Source organism: Arthrobacter sp. NPDC058130, assembly GCF_042884475.1.
GTDB lineage: Bacteria > Actinomycetota > Actinomycetes > Actinomycetales > Micrococcaceae > Arthrobacter.
Genome location: NZ_JBHVTV010000001.1, coordinates 801,672 through 824,713, shown reverse-complemented (window position 1 = coordinate 824,713; position 23,042 = coordinate 801,672). Strand labels below are relative to the sequence as shown.

Genomic DNA, 23,042 nt, shown 5'->3' with positions numbered 1-23,042 from the left:
AACGCGTAATACTGCGGAACGAGATCGTGGCGGATAGGTGCTTGGAATATTCCGCGCATCCTGCTATTCTCAATTTATGAATCAGGCCACGTCACCAGCATCCGCCCTACTGGAGACCCTGCGCCTGTCCCGGGGGCTAACTCAAACTGATCTCGCGCGGGCCACCGGCATAGCGCAGGCAACTTTGTCCAAGACAGAGTCAGGGGTAATTGATCTGGACGAAGATCGGTGGGAACGGATTGCATCGGCCCTCAACGTGCCTGCCCGAGCCTTTACAGAGGCTTCGACGGCAGTGTTACCAGACAGGATTTTTCACCGCAAGCGCCGGAGTACCCCCAAGAGTGAGATCCGACGGATCGGGGCAGACTTGGCGCTGACGCGGCAACGAGTAGATCGGCTCATAGCTGCTCCTGCCACAAACCTGAAACGACATGATCTGGAGGATGGGTTCGTTACGCCCCAGGAGATCGCCCAACTGGTGCGGTCAGAACTCGATGTCGGGACCGAACCCATTCCTGATCTCACGGGCCTTCTCGAAAGCGCCGGCGTCACGGTACTGCGTTGGCCTCTGGACTCACTGCAGGTCGACGCTATAGCCGCGTGGCCCGAGGACACCGCCCCACTGATCCTTCTCGGGGAACACGCAGGCGCCGAGCGCCTACGCTTCACAATTGCCCACGAACTCGGTCACGCTGTCCTGCACAACGGGGAAGCCACTGAACAGCAGGAACGCGAAGCCGATGCCTTTGCAGCGGAGTTTCTTCTACCGGCGGCCCGGCTTCGCAACGAATGGCCAAACCCACCACATTTGGAAGACCTCCTACCTCTCAAGCGCCGTTGGGGTATTTCGCTCTCTGCTTTGATTCGCCGAGCACGCGACTGCGACGTCCTGGACGAAGCCGCCTATCGTCACTGGAATATCGTCCTAAGCACGTCGGGCATGCACCGCAGGGAACCGGACCCGCTGCCACCGGAACGACCACGACTTTTGATCAACACCATCCAAACCGAACTCGCCAACGGCACAACCGTTGAAAAGCTCGCTGAGCGCACCCACATGTCAACTGACGAATTTTCGTCCGTCTTCCTGGAGAAGTCCGCATGAATCAGTTCTCGGTCCTAAGCAATCCCAGCATCGCCGGCTCCGCCCCGACTTACTCCGACCGCGGCGTGGAAAGCGGACGGGCCAAAGAACTGCTCACTTCCCGCCAATTCCACGTATGCGGAGATAACGTCCTCAACACACTTCAGTACGTCGACGACACATCCGGCGGAGTGTTCCTCACTGGCCCGAACGCGGCCCAGAGGATGAACGCTCTGAGGAGGCTCCACCCGACTATTCCCATGATCGTCGAGCCTAGGTCCATCACTCATTACATTGCTACTCCGGAGCAACCGTTCGTCCTGCCTCCGGACAACCTGTTCCACACAGGCGATCTCGCCGGTGCTCTCGATGACCAAAGGGCAATGGGAAGTGACCTCGCAATCACACCTACGGGTCAGATTGCCTCCGGCGACTCAGCATCGCTGAAAGCCGCCCTGTTCGCCGCCAATGCGCTCGATAGGGAAGACACGCTTCTCGCGCTGCCGCTTGCTGCGAACTGGTTGAGCGATGAGGCGGCAACCCGACAGCTCGTCAAAGCCATCGACCGAAGCCGTCACCCTGTCGCACTAACGTTCATTGACCCCGCAAACCCATTGGGCAGTCTCAAACGGATGCGCGCCTACCGCCGCCTAATCCACGAGACGACGGGTACGGTTCTCGCCTATCGTGTCGATCTGTTCGGATTTGACGCACTCGCGGGCGGGGCAATCGCGTCGGCCATCGGAGCATACCCTGCCGCCCGACGACTCACCCCAGTAGGCCGCGGCGGCTCATCGGCAGACCCAGAGGACAAGTCACCCCACATGCTGATCGGCGACATTCTGAGGTTTACGCGGTCGAAACACATGCGGCGGCATTGGTTCGCTGAAGCGCCTCCGATTCGTTGCTTCTGCATGGTGTGCCGCGGTGATGATATAGACCGGTTGTATGGTGACCAAGCCGACCGGATCATCGGCCACCAGCACAACGTTCTGGAGATCGGACGGCTGTTTTCCGTTGTTGGTCATCTTCCGCCGGCGCAAATGAGGTCAGCGTGGGCGAAGCTTGTGGCCGGGGCACGTGACGCGTACCCACAACTCGAGACACATATCGGCGCTCCTGTCCGGCCCACCAGGGATCTCGACGTCTGGGCCACACCCGTCACCTAGCCGTTGGCAGCATCGGACGTTAGGAACTGCTCGTAGACTAGTTCAGCGAATCGCCACCGCGACGGCGTCCACCGCCGGGGTTCGTAGGCAGACGGCTTGAGAAGGCGCGTATCCTGCGCCCCCGCGATGACCCCCAGCCCATAGTGCGCCGCTTCCGTCAGCAGCAGTGTCGGGTCACCAGGTATCGGGCAGGCAACGCGAACGGTGCGGGGTGCGTACCCCACCCAGCGATGCGCTAGAGCACAACCCCGGGTCCAGTCCCTGGCCCGCGCCTCAATCTCGAGCACCTCGACGGGGACGCCCAGTTTCCTCTGGCCCCACGTCGACCCGTGCGGTTCACGAATCAACATTGCTAGTGAAGCGGTCCCGTTGCCGGACAGAGCCTTCAGAAATCGTGAGGGCACCGGGGCCAGATCATCAACGGGGAGTGCCAGCAGCGCCGCCAGAGTCCGCTCGTCAGTGACGGCGCCCAGCGCCTTGTCGGAACGGCTCCTGTGCTCTTTGTCATCAACCAGGTAGGTGACGGTCAACGGGCAGCCGTCAAACATTCCGCTATGGCGGAACATCCTGGCACCGGACCGGGCTGCAGGGGCCAATGACAGGTCCACTGGCTCGAACAGTAGAGGCATCATGCTCCTTCCGCCGCTGAAAATAGTTCGAACGCCGCGTCCCAGAAAGGGTGCTTGACCCGCCGATATTTTATCGGCTGGGTCTGCGAGCTGCGTTCCGTTCTCTCCAATAGATTAACTCTTTCCAGTGTTCGAATCACGCGGTACACGGCCGTCTGACCGAGCGACAGCTCCCGCTGCAACGTGCCACAGTCTGTCTCGAAGCCTCCGCTGGCTATCGCGGCAGACACCCGAAGCACGTGAGCGTTATTGAAAAGCAGTTTCGACCACTCATCGACACGCGTTTCATCTGACACGCCATCATTGTAATGCAAATTGCGCTTTTCGAATAACGAATAGCCAAGTGGAGTAGGACATCTGCGAACTTTGAAGGATGTCTCCTGAAATTACTATGTGGGCCTGAAGAGAGTGGTGCGGGGCGACTTTACCCCAGCTCCTTTGCGTGGACGGCTCCCATGTGTGGTCCGCCTAGGTTCTCCGGCTGGCGCGGCGGTACGCATAGATATAGATGAGGACGGGCTCTGACGCAGCTCGACAGGTAAAGGCGCAAGGACCGTTCGTTTGCGGCCATCTCTGGCTCCGTGTTGCGCCAGCTGACGGCCCGCAGGACGGCCTGTGGATAGGCCCAGACATGGACGACTCAAGCCCGAGGCGTCTGACCCATCTGTGATTCCGGCCTCCGTCACGTTGCAACTCCCAACGCCCCAGGTACTTGTCGCAGTGGCCGGCGGCATGTACGGTTCATTTCATGTGAGTCCGGCACACCGGGCCCCAACCACGCCGGAGGCGGCCATGAGAATACTTCCCCCCGTACCACCGACCCCCGAGCAACTGCTGATTCTTGCTGAGAACAGGCCCGGGATCGTCCTGATTACCGGTGCAGCCGGCAGCGGCAAGACGACCACGGCGCTCCTGCGGCTCAAGCAGCTGTGCGGCTCATGGCTCTCACGCAAGCGACGGCTCGGGCTTGCAGGCCCAGTGCGGGTGCTGGTCCTGACGTACAACCGCACCCTGGAGGGATACATAGAAGAGCTCGCGCGTGGACAGGTGAAGGCAGACCCCGACCTGCATCTTGAAATCCTCACCTTCGGCAAGTTTGCTCTCGGCTTCCTGGACAACCCCGAAATTGTTGACTCCGAGCGAGCCGATCAACTGCTCAAGACGCTGGGCCAGCCCCTCGGGATGGACGCAAACTTCCTCCGAGATGAAGTGGAGTACGTTCTAGGCCGCTTCGAACCTTCCAGCCTCGATGACTACATAACCGCCCGCCGCGACGGTCGCGGCGTGTCCCCACGAATGGACGCCGCAACCCGCCAGCGGCTGCTTGATGAGGTCATCCACCCATACAACAAGATCAAAGGCGCCCGAGGCGAAGTGGACTGGAACGACATTGCCGTTGCGGCCGGTGAAGTCGCTGCCGAACCTTGGGACGTCGTGATCGTCGACGAGGCACAGGACTTCTCGGCAAACCAGATTCGTACGATTCTCAGCCACCTCTCCGAGGACCACTCGGCCACGTTCGTCATGGATGCCACCCAGCGGATTTACCCGCGGTCCTTCACGTGGAAAGAAGCTGGCGCGAGGCTCTCCCGCGTCCACACCCTAAAACGCAACTACCGCAACACCAGGCAGATCGCGGCGTTCGCACGCCCCCTTGTCGAGGGATTGCATCTAGACGACGACGGGGCGCTCCCGGATTTCACGGCAACTCAGGCGGTTGGCCCCAAGCCTCAGGTCATCGCGGGCACCTACGGGCAGCAGATCGAACACATTATCGGCAACCTTGTACAGTCCTCGGATCTGGCGAATGAATCATTCGCATTTCTCCAGCCCCGGGGAGGCAAGTGGTTCTCGTACCTTAAAGACAGGCTTGATAACGCGGGGATCGGCTGGGTGGAGCTTACTCGGGCGAGCACCTGGCCCGGCGGTACCGCCGCGGTCGCATTGTGTACCCTGCACTCCGCCAAGGGCCTGGAATTCGACCACGTTGTCATACCGGGCCTGAATCAGCAGGTCACTCCTCATGGGGTGGAGGAGGGTGATGCTCAGTTCGAGGGACTTCGCCGGCTCGTGGCCATGGGCGTCGGACGCGCCCGGAAGTCCGTGACGATCGGGTACAAGCCAGGTGAAGCATCGACGCTCATCGGCCTCTTGCGGGCCGACACCTATGAAAAGGTCACACTTTGACGGCTGAACCCGATCTCCTCGTAGTCGGCTTCGCGCAGGAACGGAACATCACGGAAGTCCTGCATTTCACGACAAACAGAGGCCTGATCGGCATTTTTGACCGTGGTGCGGTCTGCAGCCGGGATCAACTGAATGAGGATGAGCGCTTGGACAGCGTGAAACTCCTCAATTGCGAAAGCCGCCACAAGGATGCGGCGTGGACCGGATACGTCAACATGTCTATCAGTAGGGTTAATAACTCCATGCTGGGAACATCGCAAAGATGGCACGAACGTGCTGGGATCTGGTGGGCCGTCCTATCCTTCGACCCCGAAATCCTTGGACACCAGGACGTCCAATTCACGACGACCAACAACACGTATCCCGTCGTTAGGCGCCAGACGGGATTGAAGGGCATTACAGATCTGTTTAGCGAAACCGTTCCCTACGGCTACTACGGCTCCGTGGTGAGACGACATAGGGGATCGCTGCCAGAGCATACAACGGATGTTCAAGCCGAGGTTCTCTACCCTGCATCGGTGGCCTTGTCGTGGTTGCGCTCGATCTATGTGCCCGAGCCCGAACACATAGATGAGATTGCTGGCTGGGTGGCGGCCTTTTCGAATGTGCCCAATGTCGACGTGGCCTGCAAACCAGAAATTTTCCAATGAGCAGCAAATACGATTGTCATCCTCACCGGCCCGGCCCATGCATCACTCATAGGCCGTGCCACGACATGAAATCAATCCATACCGGACGGTGCAACTAACATGGATGATCACGGTATTAGCGCGCTGGCGGGCGACACTTCCGAAACCAGGCTTGAGAGAACGATCTCTTCGATGGTTTGGTCAGCGTGGGCAGATGCCCTGGGATTCATCTCCGAGCTCACGGACGAGAGAGGCCTGCGGCGACGCACCAACAATGTGCCTCTAACCGATCCGATAGCTTGGAAACGGCGAGTGGGCGGAAAATTCGGGGTCCAGGCCGACCTTCCGGCCGGTTGCTACTCAGACGACACCCAACTGCGGCTCTCCACAGCACGAAGCATCTCCGGGCATGGGTTCGACGTGGAAGCTTTCGCCCGCGTGGAACTCACACTGTGGCCGGCTTACGCCCTCGGCGGAGGAAGGGCATCCAAGGCTGCCGCAGCCGCCATGACCAAAACCAGTGCGACTTGGTACACGAACTTTTTTACGGGATGGAAAGACGCCGGCGGCAATGGCGCTGCGATGCGGATACAACCCCATGTCTGGGCGTCGCGAGACCTGGACGGTTTCGGCCACCTTGAAGAGGTTATCTGCAATTCCGTAACGACCCACGGTCACCCGCGCGCACTCGTTGGCGCCGCACTCCACGCGACCGCACTCGCCCACGCGCTCACCGAAGGTCAAGTACCAGGTCCCGACTCGTGGGGCGGGATCTTACAGACTGTCCATTCAGGTTCCGCAGTCTTCGAACGAAACCCCGAGCTTGCCTCGTATTGGCGTCCGCGCTGGGAAATGGAAAGTGGACTCTCACTTACGGCGGCGTGGGACGAAACCGTAGCCGAATGCGCGCGAATGCTTTCAGACTCCCTGCCAATCTTCAACCGCCTAGTGAGCTGCAGCGGCGATGTACTCTCTGACGATGCCGCCCAGGCCTATCACCAGCTTGCCGATTCCCTAGGCCTGACCGATGCGGCTACAAGGGGAAGCGGGACGGCCACAGTCGTGGCAGCCCTACTCCTTGCTGCGGCCTTCCCTGACCACCCGGCGGACTCGGCCCGGTTGGCTGCAAGGGCTGTCGGAACGGACACAGACACGATTGCAACGATGGCTTCGGCAGTCGTAGGGGCTGCTACCCCAACCCCGAGCCCCGCAACGCTCGTGGATGAGACCTATCTCCGCGAGGAGGCGACCAGACTCGTGCGAGTCGGACTAGGGCATTCTGCAGCAGTGTTCCCGTATCCGGACCTCTTGCGCTGGACACCCCCACAGTCGCAGCTCGACTCCACTGGCCTCGCTGACGGTCGCCCCGCGCTGGCCGGGTTGGGTTGGCTCGAGCCTCTTGCAGAGTCAGTCCACGGTCAGGACGCCGCCTGGACCTGGATGAGAACGTCGTTCGGGCCAAGCGTCCTCGTAAAGCATCGGCTGGACTTGAAGGAACTTCAGCAGGAAAACTGGCCACAATTACGCAATCGGCAGACAGAGGAGGCCGCGGCCCTCGACGGACGAGACCGCGACGACCAGCGAAACCGTTACCTTCAATCACGCGGTTCGAAAGACGCGGTGCCGGCAACACACATCCCGGCCCCCTATCCAGACGAAGCCGACGGACCCAGTGGAGTCCCACTGGTTAACTTCGAACGACGGACCCAAGGGCACTCCGGACCGACCAAGCGAGGAGAGAGCTCCATCGATGTCGATCAGGTTCTGAAGTGGGTCGCCGAGCAACACTACGACGAAAGTTCCCTGGGATATGCGCTGCGCAGAATCGCTGAGAGTGGAACCGTCGAACAGCTCGCGGTCTTCGTCGCGTGCGTACGCCCGTCGATACGGAAATTAAGGCAATAACGAGGAACAGACGCACTTGCGGTCGACCGCGCCTGTCAAGATTTTCCCGGTGCGGTGCTTTGAGGCACGATCGGAGGCCACCCCACGGGGCGTTCATTCACAGGCCGACAAAGCGACAGCGACGGCTTGAGGAGACAGCGCCATTAATCGTTACTAAGTTCCCGCGATCACGGCCGTACTCGGCGCGGCGATCCTGCTCGGCTGGTTGCACCGCCACGTGAGGTCTCAAAGCGTTGGACCGCCAGGCAACCGCGGAGGACAAAGTGCCGGGGAATGGACGTAAATACCGAGAAAGCCTGTCTGCCTGCTTCAAAAAGTTGGGGTGAAGTACTACACCGCGAATAATAAGGACACCTCTGAGGCGTGTCTGATGGTCGCCCCCGGGGCCGACAACGGCCCCACTGGCCCGCCAGCCGACCTTGTAACTGACGGCGCCGAAACCGGCCAGTCGCAGTCAGAAGGCCGGACCAAAAGGACTCTGACGGGATACCGGTCTGAGCCATCTCGCGCATTCGCATCATCGCGGCCGCCACCGCCCTTATCTGCTTGTTAGGCCGGGCCTCGCAGAACGGCCGTGGCGTGATGGGGTTCATCATGGACAGGTGGTTGCGGCACGCACCTGACTCCGAATGGGTAGCGACCAGCCCTTGGAAGTTTCCCGTACAGACCACCAGAGAATTTCGGCTGGAATCGATAATCGACGAAAGCCGTATAGATATGTCGGTGACGGCCGAAAAGTGAGCCATTGTGACGGTTGAAAACTGAGCCACCCGTTCCAAACGGGCACTTCGCATATGAGCGTGGTTAGGGCGGTCTGAGACTGCCGCCGAGGGCGTTGAACGTTTTCGGGGCGGCGTGGTGTGGCGGGAAGGAGGTCAGGGCCCCTTTGAATTGGTAGCGATCAAGCAACCAATATCCAAGAGAGCCCCTGACATGACTAACTCTATGTCTTGTTCCGATGGCCGCTCGTGCACGCGCGCGGATGCGCTGCTCGGTGTCGAGGGCATCCACTTCAGCTCCGTCGCGGCAACCGCGGCCAGCCTGGTCCTGCACACCGAAACCGGGGAGACATCACCGGCTGCCACGAGTGCTGCGGCGTGGCCGTAGGGCACAGACGCCGGCAGGTCCGGCTGCACGACATCCCGTGTTTCGGCCAGCCCGTGCGGCCGCTCTGGGCCAAACGCGTCCGGCGCTGCCCGGAACCGGACTGCCCCCAGACGACGTTCACCGAGGATCACCCGCTGGCAGGACCGCACGAGCGAAACTCACCGCCCGCAACTCACCGCCCGCGCCGTGAATTGGGCGACCGACGCGCTGCAGCATTTCGATACCTCCGTTTCGGCCCTGGCCCATCAGCACCGCGTTTCCTGGCACACCGTCTGGCACGCGGTACGGGTAGAAGCATCCCGGCGGATCGCAGCGCCGGACCGCTTCGAAGGGGTGAATGCGCTCGGCGTCGACGAACATGTCAGGGCCCACACCGGGCCGGCCGGCTCCGGCATGGTCACCGGGATCGTGGACCACACCCGCGACGCGGACGGCACCGTTCATGCCCGGCTGCTGGACCTCGTCCCGGTAGGGTCCGGGAAGGCCTACGCCGACTGGCTCAAGCACCGGTTCACCACCTGCATCAAGACCGCGGCGCTGGACCCGTTCCGCGGCTACGCCAACGCCATCCGAGACGAACTGCCTGAAGCCACCGTCCAGGAGGCTTTCCATGTCGTGAAGCTTGGCTCAGCCATGGTCGACGAGGTCCGCCGCCGCGTCCAGCAGGACACTCTCGGGCACCGGGGCCGCAAGAGAGATCCGCTCTATGGGATCCAGCGGACCCTGCAGATCGGCGCCGAAAACCTCAGCGAGAAACAGTCTGCACGGCTGGATATGAAACTTATCCCCGGGGACCCGGACCACGAAGTCACGCTGGCATGGCAGTGTTACCAGAAGCTCCTCAACATCTACCACGCCCGCCCGGAACGCGGGAGGGCACTCGTGACCGAGGTGATTGCGTCGTTCCCGACGTGCCCCATCCCGGCAGTCGCCCGCCTCGGTCGGACACTCAAACAATGGAAGGCAGCCATCCTGGCCTAGTTCGACACCATGGGTGCCTCCAACTGGCCCACCGAGGCAATAAATGGCGTCATCGAACCGACCCGCCGAATTACGACCCCCGGGGATCAGGCGCAGTGTGACCTGTGGTTTCCGGGGTGCGGATACCCGTCAGTGCCGGCAAAGCCAGGGTGTCGCCGATGCTGGTGATGGTCTGCGCGCATTCTCGGTTCATCATGGCCCGGATGATCCCGTCCCGGATGACCGGGGACCTGCTGGCCGGATTGTGGGAGCTGATCGGATCTCTTGGCCCTGTTCCACGCCGGCTGATCTGGGACAACGAAACCGGCACCGGCCGGCGGAACAGCTGCGCCGCCGGAGTCGCGGCCCTCGCCGGGGTCCTGGTCACCCGGATCGTGCAGGTCAAACCCTACGACCCGGAGAGCAAGGGCGTCGTGGGGCGGGCCAACCAGTTCCCCGGCTTCGGCAAGAACTGCGGCGACCCCAAGAGCCGAGAAGCGAGCCATTTCCGGTGCCATCTCGGTCGTCAGCGCACCGTGCTAGTGCCTGAATACTGCCCTGCAGCCCATCTTTTTGTGGGGAGGCTTGCCGAATCTGGGGCAGCATCGGTCGCCTTTCAAGGCTGGCCCAATCCGACGAAGCTCCGCTCTTGGGATCAGCGTGCGAGAGCCAACCCTGGGACTTCCACGCCCCTGATCCAACTCGACCGCGCATAACATTCCTGATCAGACAGACTGCAGATATAGTCTGCGATCGCTCGGAAATGGTCAGGGGTCAGCTCCGAAGGCACACGCCGCCCGGCGCCCGGCGACGCGTTTCTCAAGTAGTCCGCCAACGGCTGCGGCAACTCGGCGTACTGCGGCTCTGACTCTACCCATTCGCACAGGCCCTGGAATAACTCCGTGAGTACCTTGCGTTGAGCTCGTTGAATGAGACCGATCTTTGGTGTGTCCACGACGTACCGGCGGGTGATGGTCTTAAGGCATTGCATCAAGTGCCATGCATGCGTCTCCAAATAGACGCTGGGCCCGCCTTCCCACTGTGGAACTGCGCTAACGCGGAGTGCATTGAAGAACGTCTCAATCGTCACGCCCATCTTCGTCTGTATTCTGCTGGCCTGCAGCCGGCTGCCATCGTATCGGCCCATAAACCCGCCGGTGTCCAATATTTCGTCAGTCAGAGCGAGCTTGTCGACGTAGCGGTCTTTCGTGAAGTAGTCGGGGTAGTCCCGGTTCAGCTTTAGGGCGGCTTGAACAAAGGGGTTGCGGTGTGCGGGGGCAATTTCCTCCAGCAGTTTCCTGCCTAGCTCGTCCTTAGCCTCCTTCAGATGCGTCCGCACGGAATTAAAGTCGATGGCATCTTCTTGATGAAAATCTTCCAAGTCGTGAATGGCGTATGTGATGTCGTCCGCCAAATCCATGATCGAGGCTTCCAACGACTGCCGGTCGCCTTTGGTCTCGGAAGCGGTGTGCTCCATGGCCCATTCATATGCCTGCCGGTCCGACTCGTAGGCACCAAACTTGGGCGGAACCGGTGTCGCCATTTCCGCTTCGCTGCCCCCAAGCAAACGAGCTTCGGGACACGTGTACGGATACTTCAAGATTGCAGCCAACGTTACCGCTGTCAGGTTCAGCCCATTTACCAAGGCGTCGAGGCGGCGGGAGTCGAGCCGCGTAACAATGCGAAAGGACTGGGCATTACCTTCGAAGCCATCCGTAACCCCCCGGTTCCTCAGAAGCTCGTTAAGAACAACCTCACCAACGTGTCCGAAAGGTGGGTGCCCGAGGTCGTGCGCCAGCCCAGCTGCTTCCGTGGCGGAAACGTCCAAACCGCCGAAGGCTTGGATGACCTTGGCAGAATCTGCGTCAGTCTGGGCACGGCGCGTTAGCTGCTCGGCAATTTCGCGCGATACCAAGGCAACCTTCTGCGAATGTGATTCGCGTGAATGAAGCCGAGGTGTCCCCAGATCCGGCGACACTACCTGAGTAACGCCTGAAAGACGGCGAAGAAATCCGGAATAGCTTATTCGGCCTCGGTCTTTTTCGGTCTCAGTTCGCTGGTCATGCTCGCCCGGGCTACCCTTCATCCGTCGCTGGTAGCGGGCGGCAGTCTGGTCCTCCACGACCAAAGACCCATCGGGCAAATTCGTCAGTGCTTCACCCAAAGGGTCCCCAATCATCGTGAAAATATGGCCTAGGCGATGGCCGTGAGGAAGCCTGCGCTGCTGGTCATGCTGAACCTGTGCGTGGCCTCACCATAGACGACGCCGTAGTCCACTTCGTCAACGGTGGTTTCAAGCCGTTCAGCCGCCTTCTCGCGCGACTCTTTCAAGCTCATCGTTCCGCCCTGCTGCGCGAGCAGAGCCGAAATTGTATCTGACATCAACTTCATGCGCTTAACCTGCTCATCAGCGGCCAGGTCTTCCAACCTTTCGGTCATTGCACTCCTCAATACGCCGGCGGCCAGGATGGCTGTCCCGTGGTGACGGCACAGCCATCTGCGCACCGTGTGATGAACACTATTTAGCAATCATAGTCATCTTCAGGGCCATCGTTGTGACCGCTCCGGCGTTTCGCGGATACCCATGCGGCGGCGAATCCGGAGAACTATATTTTCAGTCCGTCGACCGCATCCAGGCCCACAGCGCGCAAAGCTGCACATCAGAAAAGGCCTTGGGCAGCCGCTCCCTCTGTGGTTCGTTTGATGAACTCGCTCAGCAACGGCACAGCAAAGGAGTACTTGCCGAAGCGGTTCTTGTAGATCAGTCCCTGATCACTGAGGCTACTCAGAATCTGGTTGACATGGCTGGGAGTAAAGCTCTTGTTAAGGACCGTTTTGGATGCTTCGACAAGTTCCTGGATTGTGAACTCATCGTCACCGCGGTTGAGCGACGTGGCCGCAAAGAGGAGTTGGCGCTGCCGGTCCGTTACTTTCGCCCACCGACCCGCGAAGAAATCCGCGTCCAATTTCCGCTGGATGGCGTCCACCGGAACGGGATGCATCTCACCGCGTGCCGCATATTGGATAATGACGTCAAATACTTCCCTGCACATGAACTGAATAAAGTAGGGGTATCCCCCGGATTCCCGGATCAACGTTTGCACGGACGCATCGTCAAACAGAATGGGACAGTCAGCCACATCCAGAGGCTTCAGTATGGCCTCCTTGCTTTCAGCCTTGCTGAGCCGTCCAAGAGTTAGGACACGAAACATCCGCTCTGAGTAAGTTCTGGATTCGACCAACTTTGGAAAGAGAGTGGGCAGCCCCGTCAGCAGGAGCAGGAAAGGTATCCCCTCCCGCTGTACCGACTGGAAAGCGTCCAACAGCACTGAAAGCGGGTACTCACTCTTCGCCGAGTTATCAGCGAGGTTTTGCGCTTCATCGTAAGCAAAAACGACCTTGGGGGTCCCGATAGAGGCCAGACATTCATGGGCGAAGCGCAGAACAGCCTTGAGTTTGTCGAGAGGCAGGCCGGGCGTGCTCTCGTAGAGCTTCATCAGTATCTGATAGGTCACCGGTACCTGGACTGTCGAGGGTGTCTTGACGCTAAATCCCGTGGGAACGTCTACGCCCTGCTCGACAGAGACAGACGATGTTGCAACCGCAAGGTCCGTAATGAGCCTGGTAGCCATCGTTGCCTCGGTAACGCTGGCAGATTCTGAAAGATCAGTGCCGACCCACACCCACCCTGACGCAATGGCTCGGGGCCGGAAAGTCTCCATGAGTACGGTCTTCCCAACGCCCCTAAGCCCGGTCAAAATCAGGTTGTCCAAGATCGTTTCCTGTTGGAGGAGGCGCTGAAAGTCGGCGTATTCACTCTCGCGGCCAGCCAGGTGCGGGGGCATGTGTCCCGCTCCCGGACGGTACGGGTTGGCGAACGTTAGGGCTTGCATGGCTCCTCTTTCATAAGAGTTTAGTTCCAGAGCTAAATTTAGTCTGCGGACTAAACCCGTGGCAAACGGGGCGTCGACTGCGCAACGAGCCCGGCGTCACGTACGTAGCCTCGCGCCAGAAGGGGAGGAATCAGAAATGTCGCAGCCGGTGAATGGACTAGCCAGGCGCCCGCGCATTCAAAAGGAGGAACCAGCTGGGGATCGATGGGACCCAGCTGAGAATGTTTACCCATGAGGGGGTTCAAGGCTGTTTTCGGCTTTATCTTCGCGACACACAACTCCACGTCCGTCGCCCTTTCGTCCTTCAGCTCGCCGGCGGCAATGCGCTCCGCGGTGCACCGGTATGACTCGGCGATGTACTTCAATTTCTTTGATTCCGACGCACCGCACTCCCCGTCCCCCGGCCTGGATTCAGCGGTCGGCGAGCTGGTCTACCGGACGCTAGGAAACTGTCGCCAACGCAGTCAGCGGGCCGAATGGTTACAGAACAGGCCATCCCACCTGATAGGGCTTTCCGAGGTGGGTCCTCCCACGGCGCGACGACCGGACGCCAGTTCCTGGCCTGAGTCGGGTTCCGCATCCCGGATTCCAGACGGCGGGCAAAGGTGAAGACGGAACTTTTCGTGCCCGTGTCATCAGGGATCGCCCAAGAATATTTCCCTGCTGCGCGCACGCGCCCATCCGACTGCATCTGGTCTTCCAAGCCGCCTTTGTCAGATTTCGTGGAATTCCTTGTGACGGCCCGCAGCATCTGCAAAGATAAGCGGTACCTCAATTATAAGGAGCGCGGATGGCACAGTCGAAGCCTCAACTTTGGATGTCAATCTTTTCTGGAACTGATCAGCGGTCACTGCAATTGGACAGAACAGGATATCAGCGGAAACCCAATGGCAGTCAAGACCAGGGCCAAAAAGACGAGAACGATTAGTGATCCGCGGATCTATCCGCTTCGACTCGGCGTCAGTTGACCTAACTGCCGGAAGTGATGCGGCCACTTCGGCAAGTTCCGGAAGCTGGATTGAATATTTCGATCATCCGGCCCTAACTGTAATTACAGATAGGGCCGGATGTGTTTTAAAGCTTCTCGTGTACCGACGAACCTGGCTCCCAGCGTCAGCCGGCAGCGGAGAATTCGCAGCGCATGTCGCCAAAGTCCGGGCGGAGTTCACGGAGTACATCAGCATTGTTGTGGAAAACAACCGTGCCGTGACGCTGGAGACCGGCCCGCTTGCGGTCGTACCCATATATGTTGCGTGCACCGGTGAGGGCGTTTCATTCAGTTGGAGGCTGGATGATTTGGTCAGCGCTGGGCTCTCAGGGCCCGTCGACGCCGGACGTGCAAGGGCATACGTTGCCGGTAGGCAACGGTACGAAAGTGCAACAATCTTTCGGAGTATCCACCTGCTCTCCGAACGATCATCCATTCGGGCGACTCCCGCTGGGGTCAAACAGTATCTGCCGGAGGACGCGCTATCGCTGGAACCCCGTGACGTATTTCCGGAGGCTGACGTATGCGGTGCGTACATGAGCCTTTTCAGCGCCGTCCTCGCCAGTCAATTCCGCGACAACGCCACGATCTGTCTGGAACTGAGCGGCGGCTTCGATTCGTCTAACGTGGCTTTGGCCGCAGCGCGGGCTCGGTACATCGGGATGAGAAGCTACGGGCTCATGTTTCCGGGTGACGCTGGAAAGTGGCAGTCAGCGCGCAGAGATGCTGTGGTCCGGCTCGCGGGTTCCACCGATACCACAATTGCGGTCCAGGGCAGTCACTTCTTGGACCATTGGTTGACGGGAAGTCGGTGGGTTAACCCCTATGAAGAGATCTACCGTCAACTAGTTGAAACTGGACTGGATACCGCGGATCTCGGAGACTCCGGCGTTGTGCTCACCGGTATCGGAGGTGATGAGGCATTTCTGCCGCGTGTTCGTAAGAATGTTCATTTATCCGAGGCTTCAGATGAGGCACACGCGCCCCCGAGACCCCCGAAGGCGGCAGTGCCGGAAACAGCGCTGCTAGCAGCAATCGCTCGTGCCCCGATGTTCATGTCACGAGGTGTATGGCCGAGCAACCCATACTGTTCGCGTGAGATGGTCGAATTTTCGGAACGGCTTCCCGACACATGGAAAGAGTCTCGACTCATCCAGCGGAATTCGATGCAAAGGTGGGGGGTCGACAAGTCCTTGTTAGAGCGGCCGTCACCAGAGAATTTCGAGTCCTCCCTGCGCGCCGAGTTGGCCCGGGTCCAGCCCCTATTGTCTACTTGGGAGGAACCGGCGACCGTGAGTCTCGGGATCTTCCGAATAACGGAGTGGGACCGAATCGTTCGCCCGAACCTTGCGTATGAGGATCTGGAGATACTCAATCAAGGGTTTCGAGCGCTGACGCTAGAGTTATCGCTCCGCTCGGTCTACTGATCAAAGCATATAGATAGCAAGTGGAATTTCGCTTGCGCGGATCGCGACTCGCAACGACGCATCCTAGGCCGGGCTACGCCTAGGGCGTGTCTACTTATTCGCGTAGCCAGATGACGACGGCGTAGAGCACGACGCCGGCACGGTAGGTCAGCGCGAGTTTGTTGTAGCCGGTGGCAATGGCAGCGCATAATCCTCAACCGTGGGCAGGTGACCCCCGGCGACAGTGCCCTGCTGGATGAGACGCTCCCCGGCTGGCAGAAAGGAAGGGAACGTGGCGGCAACCGAACCAGCACGCGTTAGGGAGATTCCTACACCCCGAACCCACTCTAGACACAGACCAACCCAACCCAAACGGCTAGAGGTTGTACCCGACAAGGAAACGGCATAGATGCGCGCTCCGCGAAATGAAGCCACGGGCACTTCCGGAGAATCGGAGGTCCTAGCCCAATTTGAGCGCCTAGGATGGGGCGGCCTCATTGACAGCCGACACGATACCGGCACAGACCTCTATTTAAGGCCGAGAGACGCCCGCCGATTCGAACTTGGAGTCGTGATGGGCGTCCAGGTCAAGACCGGTCCTTCGCACTTCACCGCTCCCAAGCGGGACGCACAAGGTGACATCAGTGGTTGGTGGTTTGCTGAGGACAACAGAAACCACTTCGACTACTGGCTGCGCCATGCGCTGCCCCACTTGTTGATCCTGCGGGACCAGAACAAGGAAAAGTCGTTCTGGGTCCACGTTACGCCGGAACGTGTTGTATCCACCGGCAAGGGCGCCAAGATCTTCGTACCCGCCTCGCAGACCGTTGACGTCGACCACAATCAAGCGCTGTCCGAAGTGGCATTGACGCAACTCGAAACCAGCAGCTGGGAAGGCACAGCTTGGACTGGCGCTGTAAACCTGTCGTCTGGCGATGAAATCCGGTACGCCCTAATCACTCCCCGCCTCATCGCGCCACACCCCAATTTGGGTCCACGTTCCATCACCGGCCTTGAAGCCCTCGCCATGCAAGTGCTGCTCCGCACCGAACTTGAACGAACGCTCGCGCCGAAAAACAACGACCGACTCATCCCAGGCTTCGACGACCAATGGCAGGGCTTGTCGCTCGACGAGGCAGGTGAGTCGGAGGACTGGTGCTGGCGTGCGACCGCTGCGCTTCATTTGCGGCTCTATAACGGCGAAACCACGGCCATGACGCGGCTAACTCAGAACGCGCCGAGTCCTTCGGAACGAGCTGCCTCCGTCATCTTGGCCTGCACCGTCCACTTCGAGGAAAACGACCCGGACGCAGCGCTCCAGATACTGAATGATGCCCTACAACACGACGACTACTCCCCCGTGGATCACGCATGGTTAGAAACACACCGGGCGAGGGCTCTCTTGGAGACAGGACGACACGAAGAAGCTTTCGACCTCGCCATGAGAGCCCAGCGCATTCACCGTGAAGCACCACATGACCTCACGGGCACAGCCATATCGGGTGCCTGCGCTTCAACCTCATTCAGAGCGGCTGGATGGTTGAAAGGCGATATTGCAAACATCATTCAGGGAAGCGATAACCCAGTTTCCTGGTGGAGAGCCCAGCTCATGTCCTACGGGCTAGCGAACCACCTGTCCGAAGAGTTCCGTGCATGGACCGAAACCGGACAACCGCGCACGCAAGGATCCGGGACTGCCCACAGACGACTCATGTCAGCTGCATTACTGGCGTCCCTTGCCGGCGACCACGAAGGCTGGCGCGGAGCTACGGGTTCCCTCGCAGAAATGCTTCTCATCGCCAACGATCCCACTAGCAGCCCCCAAGCCGTATCGGACCAACTGACGCTCCTGCGATTGTCCGGCGATAGTAGAGGCGTAAGCAGCGCTACGCACCATGTGGCGTTGGCAGGCCCACCAGTTGCCGCCCGCCTTGCCGCCGGCAGGGTCGACTTATCTCGGTCTACACGAACGTCGGCGCTGGCAGACTTGGAACTCCTGACGGCAGCCGGCGACACGCTCGAGGAGGACTTCGCGGATGAGGTGTGCACCTGGGCGCTGGCGACCCTGTCCAATCCTGAGGAATACCTGGTACGGACTCGACCCACATTCGCAGTCACGTACAAGATTATCTATCTCCTGAGGTCAATGCTTTGGTCGATGAGCGACGCATCCGTTCATCGTGTGATTGAGTATTTTCTGAACCAACCGGCCGTCTCCGACGGACCGACTGCTGAAACCTTCGCAAGGCTTATCCGGGCGATACCGGAGACTGTTTGGACCGACGATGAGCGGCGCCGTGCAGCGGAACGCAGAGGAGACGCACCGTACCTGAGGGAGGCGTACTTACGTGTTGCTGTCCGCGCGGCAAAGGAGAGCCGTGAGGAACTGCACCGCCGAGCCCGTGCCGGCGAGTTGATCATCCTGGAAGCGGTCGACGACGTCCGAACTCTTTCGACTGACGCTGTGGCTGCTCTTGTTGAACGGTTGTCCGACGTAGTTCACACTGACATTCGGAACGCAGCAATAGGCTTCCGCACCTCGGGTGGGCTCGACGCCGGGCGCGCTTTGACCATGTTGAACGTTTGGCACCCGTCCACCGCACGATGGGACGCCGTCGAGTCACTCCTGTCCGACCCGAACCTGGCACCGGAAGATTGCCTCGGCACTCTAGAAGTTCTCGCCGTTCACGGATCCGGCCTCTCCAGTACTGTCAAAAAGCGACTTCTTGAGCGCTTGGCGCCTCTCAGAGAAGGTAAGGTGCTGATCGGTGACCTGGAGCACGATGACGCCCGCAGTCTCGCAGCTGAAGCATTCGCTGCGCTGACGGACGACCTTACGCGCAAGAAGTTGGTTCGCGAGCTTCTTGGTGGAGACGCATTACATAGGTCTGCCGGTGCTCGAGTCATTGAACGGTTTGGGGGTCCATCAGACGCCGACCTGCTACTCGTACTCGCGGGCGACGCGAACGAGACGGTGCGCAACCCGGCACTTGCCGGACTCGCAGCTGTAGCAGTCGCCGGCCACGCATCCGCTCCCGCGCTCACGTTGCTCCGGTGGCACCTGCAGTCGGGCGGAAAACGCAGCGCGTCCGCAATTGCATCACGGCTCCCCCGAAATTCCACCTCACCCACCATCTCTGAACTCCTGAAGACCGCAGCGCGCCACCCCTCCGCACGCGTCCGCTCCGCAGCCCGCAGTAACGCCCGACGCTGAAGATCCCGGCAGTGCATGTCATTGCCGGAACCTCTAGACGTACTCAGCTATCTGCGGTTCGGCCATTCTCGGCTGAATTCCGCGGTGGCTTCTTTCCGCCCTTATCTACGGCAACGCACAAGCCACCACCTATTCCTACGATTTGGCCGGTCACCTGACGGGCCTCGGATACCCCAACGGACAGGCCATACCGCGCACCTATGACAAAGCCGGCAGGCTCGCCTCGATTGTGGACTGGCCCGGCAAGGCCACGACGTTCACCCCGGACGCCGACGGCAACACGGTCGCGACCAAGTACGGCAATGGGATCATCGCCACCACCACCTACGACGACAAACCTGTTCTTCCAGCTCGTCTCATCCTGCTATAAAAACGGCTCCTCGGTGCTTACCAGCACCCGGCCTTAAGCAGGTGGGGAGACGTCTCCAGCGACGCGACCGTGGCCTCGGCGATGATCGACCGGATCGTCCACCATGCCAAGGTTTTGAACCTCACCGGAAGCAGCTACCGGCTCCGGGAACAAGACAGGACGCCGGCTTCAGGCACAATAGGGCAACGGCTCTGGACCCTGTACTCAACCGGCAGAACCGGCCCTATTCTGGTGGCGTTAGACACGCTCGGTCGATCACAGCCCTAAGGTTGTGGAACGAAGGGAATTCAACCATCCTAGGGAGCAACACTAACGCCCCGGAAGGCCAGAAAAAATGAAGCAAGCCCATAAACCAGAACCGGAATCTAAACCGAACAGGATCAGAGCAGGCACCTTCGCTTGGATTCTAGTGGCTCTGATCGCCGCCATCGGGCTGACCACGTCCATTGCGGAAATGGTGCAATTCGGTGGCCGGCGTTTTGGCTACACTCCTGGGCCCGGCGCCGCGAGCATCAATGTAGCGCTCTGTATTCTCGTGGGCAGTTCAGTCCTGCTGGCCGCATCAGGAGCTGCAGGAATCTTCAAGTTCCGGCGACGGAAGGGCCGCTAGACGATACGGCTATGCATTCACAAACCGTTACAGGTGCTCAACCGACGCAGTTATAGAGACATCTGGTGACTTCATCCTGCACCGCACACTAATTCCGCCCAACCATCTTGAAAAGACAGAATATTACAAGTATTCTGCGAGGGTTCGAGCACCCGCAAATGTTGTAATTCTTGATTGGGGAAATAGAGATGATAGGTGCGGTTAGGAAGACGGCGGCGACCCTTGGGGTAGGAGTAATGGTTACCATTGGGGGCATTGCGGGGGCCGCGCCGGCCCACGCGGCCCTTAGCAACTGCCCGGCCAACAATGTGTGTAACTGGCAAGACGCCAACTATACCGGCAGTTGGGCGTGGTTCAACACCTATTCCAGGTATTCTTATGTCTACCCTTACAATGACGGGACGTCGTCAATTGCAAACCGAAGGTCGGCGACCGCCGTCTGGTACTCAGAGAGTGGTTATTGGGGCTCATCCTGGACGCTAGACCCCGGCCAGGACGTCTCGCTTTACGTGTGGCCGTATAACGACGTCTTCAGCAGCCATTACCTATATTAGAGAATAAACAAGCTGCGGGTGAGGATACTTCGTCCTTGCCCGCAGGTCTCGATGAATAAAACGGAAAACTTCTTTTAGCGTATCGCTTGAGCAGGTTCGATGCGCGCAGCTGCGAAAGCCGGAACAACGGCCGCCAAGATCCCTCCGCCTAATCCGGCCAAGATACCCACTGCGATTGAAGCTGGTGGTAGTGATGCGGTCCAACTTTGTCCTTGGGCCACTGCGACTACGCTGGCCAGGCCTGCGGCCACACCGGCAATACCTCCAGCAAGCCCTATCAGGGCGCCTTCAATCATAAAGCTGGTGTAAATTCCTGCCTTGCTGGAGCCGATAGCTCGTTTCAGGGCGATCTCCTGGGCTCTGGATTGCACGGAAAGAAACATGGCTGTTGCAGAACTGAGCATGGCCATGAGAAGGAGCACGGCCGAAGTCAGGCCCACCAAGGTCCCGAGATCATTTGCGACACCGACGCTCAGGTTGCGCAGATCAGCGACGGTTGAAACTTCCACATCTCCAGGGCTGGCAGGATTGATAGCCAGCGGCAGTGCGTCAGCCACTGCTGACGGATACCCCATTTCCGTTCTAATACTGATCTGGTTGTCGGAGCTAGGAGCGCTCGAAAGAGGAATGAGAATTGAAGAGGCTAGCGTGTCGTCCTCGCCTCCATCCCTGATAACACCGACGACGGTGTGTAGCCGCCCCTGAATCCAAATCTGATAGCCCAAGCGATAGGGCGAGTAGCCCAACTGAGAGGCCGCTTCCGACCCAATAACGGCTACAGGACTGTCAATGGGACTGTCTAAGGCCGTAACGGAACCTACTGGGACGGCCTCCGCTTGATAAAGGAGGGGATAGTCGGAACTTACACCTAGTACCTGACCCTTGAATGAGGGTGAATCGACGTCATCGAGTTCGACCGGTAGAGAGACGTCCGCGAGCGTCCGTGCTACCGGAATTTTTTCCGCGGCCCCGATAACGTGGGGAATGGCGTCGATTCTATGCAGCAGCTTCGATCTCTCGCTCACGGTAGCTTCGGGGGGAACAAACAGTGTGAGTCTGTTCAGAGCACCTTCGGCGAGTCTGCTGCTCACCTGAACGGAGGCTGAAGCCGCTATTCCGGTCGCAGACACTAGTCCGCCTGCGCCTAATAAGAATGCGCAGACAAGCATCAAACTTCTCAGTGGTCTTGAAGTAAGGGCTGACAAAGCTTCGGCAAACTTTTCCAAGGGACGCGCCCAGTGGGACTTGGGGGCTTTCGCCGCAGGGACAAAGGCCGAGAATTTGGTGTCGGCGCGTCTCTGGATCCGGTCCAGATGCATAATTCCGTCGACCAACATGACCGTGCGGTCCGCGATTTTTGCCACATCCTCATCGTGTGTAATGAGAACTATAGTCTTCCCACGGAGACGAAGCTGCGCAAGGAGGGAGAGGACCTCTCGCGTGTTTCTGGAATCTAAGTTGCCGGTAGGTTCATCCGCCAGGATGACTTTCGGGTCCGTAGCGAGTGCCCTAGCGATTGCTAATCGCTGCCTCTCCCCACCCGAAAGAGTTCGGGCTAAACTTGCGTGACGATGCAACAAGCCCACTTCTCGAAGAGCTGCCGCGACGCGAGCACTCCTGTACCGTTTTGGCACTCCTGTAATCGATAACCCCAGTGCTACGTTTTGCACGCAGGTTTCGTAGGGCAGCATGTGAGCCGATTGAAAGACGAAACCGAATGTGGCGGAACGCAGAGCGTTCTTTTCACTTTCACGGAGATCCGCAACTTGTCTTCCGTCGATGGCATAGCTGCCGGCTGAAGCCGCGTCGAGCAGCCCCAGTATGTTTAGCAAAGTCGACTTGCCGGAACCGGACGGACCCATTATTGCGACCATCTCGCCTGGATATACATCCAGGTTGACATCGGACACTGCCTGAGTGGTTGCGGCCGAAGTCCCGAAGTCGCGGCGGACGCGTCTCAGCCTGAGAGTTGGATCAGTGTTCACGGCGACACCTGCACTTGATCTCCGACGGACAGATCCCCACTGTCAACAGTGGTCCATCCGGATGCGCTTTCGGAAACCGTGATCTCCATTCGTTGAACCTCGCCTTTGGAAGATTTGACCAAAACGAATTTTTTTCCGGCATCATCCCGTACAGCAAGGGAAGGTAGCGCCCGCTTAGGTTTCGAAGTCCCATGTGTCGAAACGGAAACCCCCATTCCTTCTTCGAACCCTTGTGTCGGTGGCGTTGTGAGGGCAACTCGTATCAAATGGCCGGCCTTTTGTGGTTTTTCTCCTGTAGTAGCCGCCTCAAAGGGACCGACCTCGGTCACTTTTCCCGGGCTCGTTTCCCCGG

Annotated in this window: 18 protein-coding genes and 1 pseudogene; 13 read left to right on the top strand and 6 right to left on the bottom strand. The window is 59.5% G+C overall.

What is annotated here, in order from left to right; genetic code table 11:
- Positions 1-76: 76 nt before the first annotated feature.
- Together ACFVTM_RS03860 and ACFVTM_RS03855 are read left to right on the top strand one after the other, a co-directional pair.
- Positions 77-1,105, top strand: coding sequence for a helix-turn-helix domain-containing protein (locus ACFVTM_RS03860; protein ID WP_390202033.1), 1,029 nt, complete (start codon positions 77-79; stop codon positions 1,103-1,105).
- Positions 1,102-2,253, top strand: coding sequence for a hypothetical protein (locus tag ACFVTM_RS03855; RefSeq protein ID WP_390202032.1), 1,152 nt, complete (start codon positions 1,102-1,104; stop codon positions 2,251-2,253). The genes ACFVTM_RS03860 and ACFVTM_RS03855 overlap by 4 nt, the downstream gene beginning before the upstream one ends.
- On the opposite strand, the gene ACFVTM_RS03850 is transcribed toward ACFVTM_RS03855, so the two are convergent.
- Entirely contained in the window at positions 2,250-2,885 is a 636-nt protein-coding gene (locus ACFVTM_RS03850) for a hypothetical protein (protein ID WP_390202031.1), read from the bottom strand. The genes ACFVTM_RS03855 and ACFVTM_RS03850 overlap by 4 nt on opposite strands.
- A gap of 789 nt (positions 2,886-3,674) precedes the next feature.
- Between ACFVTM_RS03850 and ACFVTM_RS03845 the strand changes: the two genes are divergently transcribed.
- From ACFVTM_RS03845 to ACFVTM_RS03820, 6 genes are all read left to right on the top strand, one after another.
- Positions 3,675-5,069, top strand: a complete 1,395-nt coding sequence (locus tag ACFVTM_RS03845) for a 3'-5' exonuclease (RefSeq protein ID WP_390202030.1) — start codon at positions 3,675-3,677, stop codon at positions 5,067-5,069.
- Positions 5,066-5,719 carry a DarT ssDNA thymidine ADP-ribosyltransferase family protein gene (locus ACFVTM_RS03840; protein WP_390202029.1) on the top strand — a complete coding sequence of 218 codons (654 nt, stop codon included), beginning with the start codon at positions 5,066-5,068 and terminating at the stop codon, positions 5,717-5,719. The genes ACFVTM_RS03845 and ACFVTM_RS03840 overlap by 4 nt, the downstream gene beginning before the upstream one ends.
- Positions 5,720-5,818: 99 nt before the next feature.
- Complete coding sequence (locus ACFVTM_RS03835) at positions 5,819-7,603, top strand: ADP-ribosylglycohydrolase family protein (protein ID WP_390202028.1); 1,785 nt, start codon at positions 5,819-5,821, stop codon at positions 7,601-7,603.
- A gap of 945 nt (positions 7,604-8,548) precedes the next feature.
- Positions 8,549-8,710 carry a hypothetical protein gene (locus tag ACFVTM_RS03830; RefSeq protein WP_390202027.1) on the top strand — a complete coding sequence of 54 codons (162 nt, stop codon included), beginning with the start codon at positions 8,549-8,551 and terminating at the stop codon, positions 8,708-8,710.
- 186 nt (positions 8,711-8,896) lie between these two features.
- Complete coding sequence (locus ACFVTM_RS03825) at positions 8,897-9,691, top strand: transposase (RefSeq protein WP_390202026.1); 795 nt, start codon at positions 8,897-8,899, stop codon at positions 9,689-9,691.
- Between the two features lie 158 nt (positions 9,692-9,849).
- On the top strand, positions 9,850-10,386 hold the full coding sequence (locus ACFVTM_RS03820) for a transposase family protein (RefSeq protein WP_390202025.1): 537 nt from the start codon (positions 9,850-9,852) through the stop codon (positions 10,384-10,386).
- Here ACFVTM_RS03820 and ACFVTM_RS03815 read toward each other — a convergent pair.
- From ACFVTM_RS03815 to ACFVTM_RS03805, 3 genes are all read right to left on the bottom strand, one after another.
- The gene (locus ACFVTM_RS03815) at positions 10,326-11,834 is read right to left on the bottom strand and encodes a deoxyguanosinetriphosphate triphosphohydrolase family protein (RefSeq protein WP_390202024.1); all 1,509 of its coding nucleotides are present in this window, start codon (positions 11,832-11,834) and stop codon (positions 10,326-10,328) included. The two genes, ACFVTM_RS03820 and ACFVTM_RS03815, sit on opposite strands and share 61 nt — an antisense overlap.
- Positions 11,835-11,863: 29 nt before the next feature.
- Positions 11,864-12,109 (bottom strand): hypothetical protein, encoded by a 246-nt coding sequence (locus tag ACFVTM_RS03810; RefSeq protein WP_390202023.1) that lies wholly within the window; start codon positions 12,107-12,109, stop codon positions 11,864-11,866.
- A 221-nt stretch (positions 12,110-12,330) separates the two neighbouring features.
- Positions 12,331-13,515, bottom strand: a complete 1,185-nt coding sequence (locus ACFVTM_RS03805) for an ATP-binding protein (protein WP_390202113.1) — start codon at positions 13,513-13,515, stop codon at positions 12,331-12,333.
- A 1,572-nt stretch (positions 13,516-15,087) separates the two neighbouring features.
- Here ACFVTM_RS03805 and ACFVTM_RS03800 point away from each other — a divergent pair.
- The 5 genes from ACFVTM_RS03800 (at position 15,088) to ACFVTM_RS03780 (ending at position 20,705) form a co-directional block, all read left to right on the top strand.
- A complete protein-coding gene (locus ACFVTM_RS03800; protein WP_390202112.1) occupies positions 15,088-15,978 on the top strand; it encodes an asparagine synthase-related protein in 891 nt (296 codons plus the stop codon).
- 388 nt (positions 15,979-16,366) lie between these two features.
- Positions 16,367-19,171: a DUF4365 domain-containing protein gene (locus ACFVTM_RS03795; RefSeq protein WP_390202022.1), complete on the top strand. Its 2,805-nt coding sequence runs from the start codon at positions 16,367-16,369 to the stop codon at positions 19,169-19,171.
- Between the two features lie 76 nt (positions 19,172-19,247).
- Positions 19,248-19,541 (top strand): hypothetical protein, encoded by a 294-nt coding sequence (locus tag ACFVTM_RS03790; protein WP_390202111.1) that lies wholly within the window; start codon positions 19,248-19,250, stop codon positions 19,539-19,541.
- 81 nt (positions 19,542-19,622) lie between these two features.
- Positions 19,623-19,808: an ATP-binding protein gene (locus ACFVTM_RS03785; RefSeq protein ID WP_390202021.1), complete on the top strand. Its 186-nt coding sequence runs from the start codon at positions 19,623-19,625 to the stop codon at positions 19,806-19,808.
- 531 nt (positions 19,809-20,339) lie between these two features.
- Complete coding sequence (locus tag ACFVTM_RS03780; protein ID WP_390202110.1) at positions 20,340-20,705, top strand: peptidase inhibitor family I36 protein; 366 nt, start codon at positions 20,340-20,342, stop codon at positions 20,703-20,705.
- A 74-nt stretch (positions 20,706-20,779) separates the two neighbouring features.
- Here ACFVTM_RS03780 and ACFVTM_RS03775 read toward each other — a convergent pair whose 3' ends face one another.
- Both ACFVTM_RS03775 and ACFVTM_RS03770 read right to left on the bottom strand, forming a co-directional pair.
- Entirely contained in the window at positions 20,780-22,069 is a 1,290-nt protein-coding gene (locus tag ACFVTM_RS03775) for an ABC transporter permease (protein WP_390202109.1), read from the bottom strand.
- Between the two features lie 111 nt (positions 22,070-22,180).
- Positions 22,181-22,615, bottom strand: a pseudogene (locus ACFVTM_RS03770) (ABC transporter ATP-binding protein); the annotation flags it as partial.
- Between the last annotated feature and the right edge of the window lie 427 nt (positions 22,616-23,042).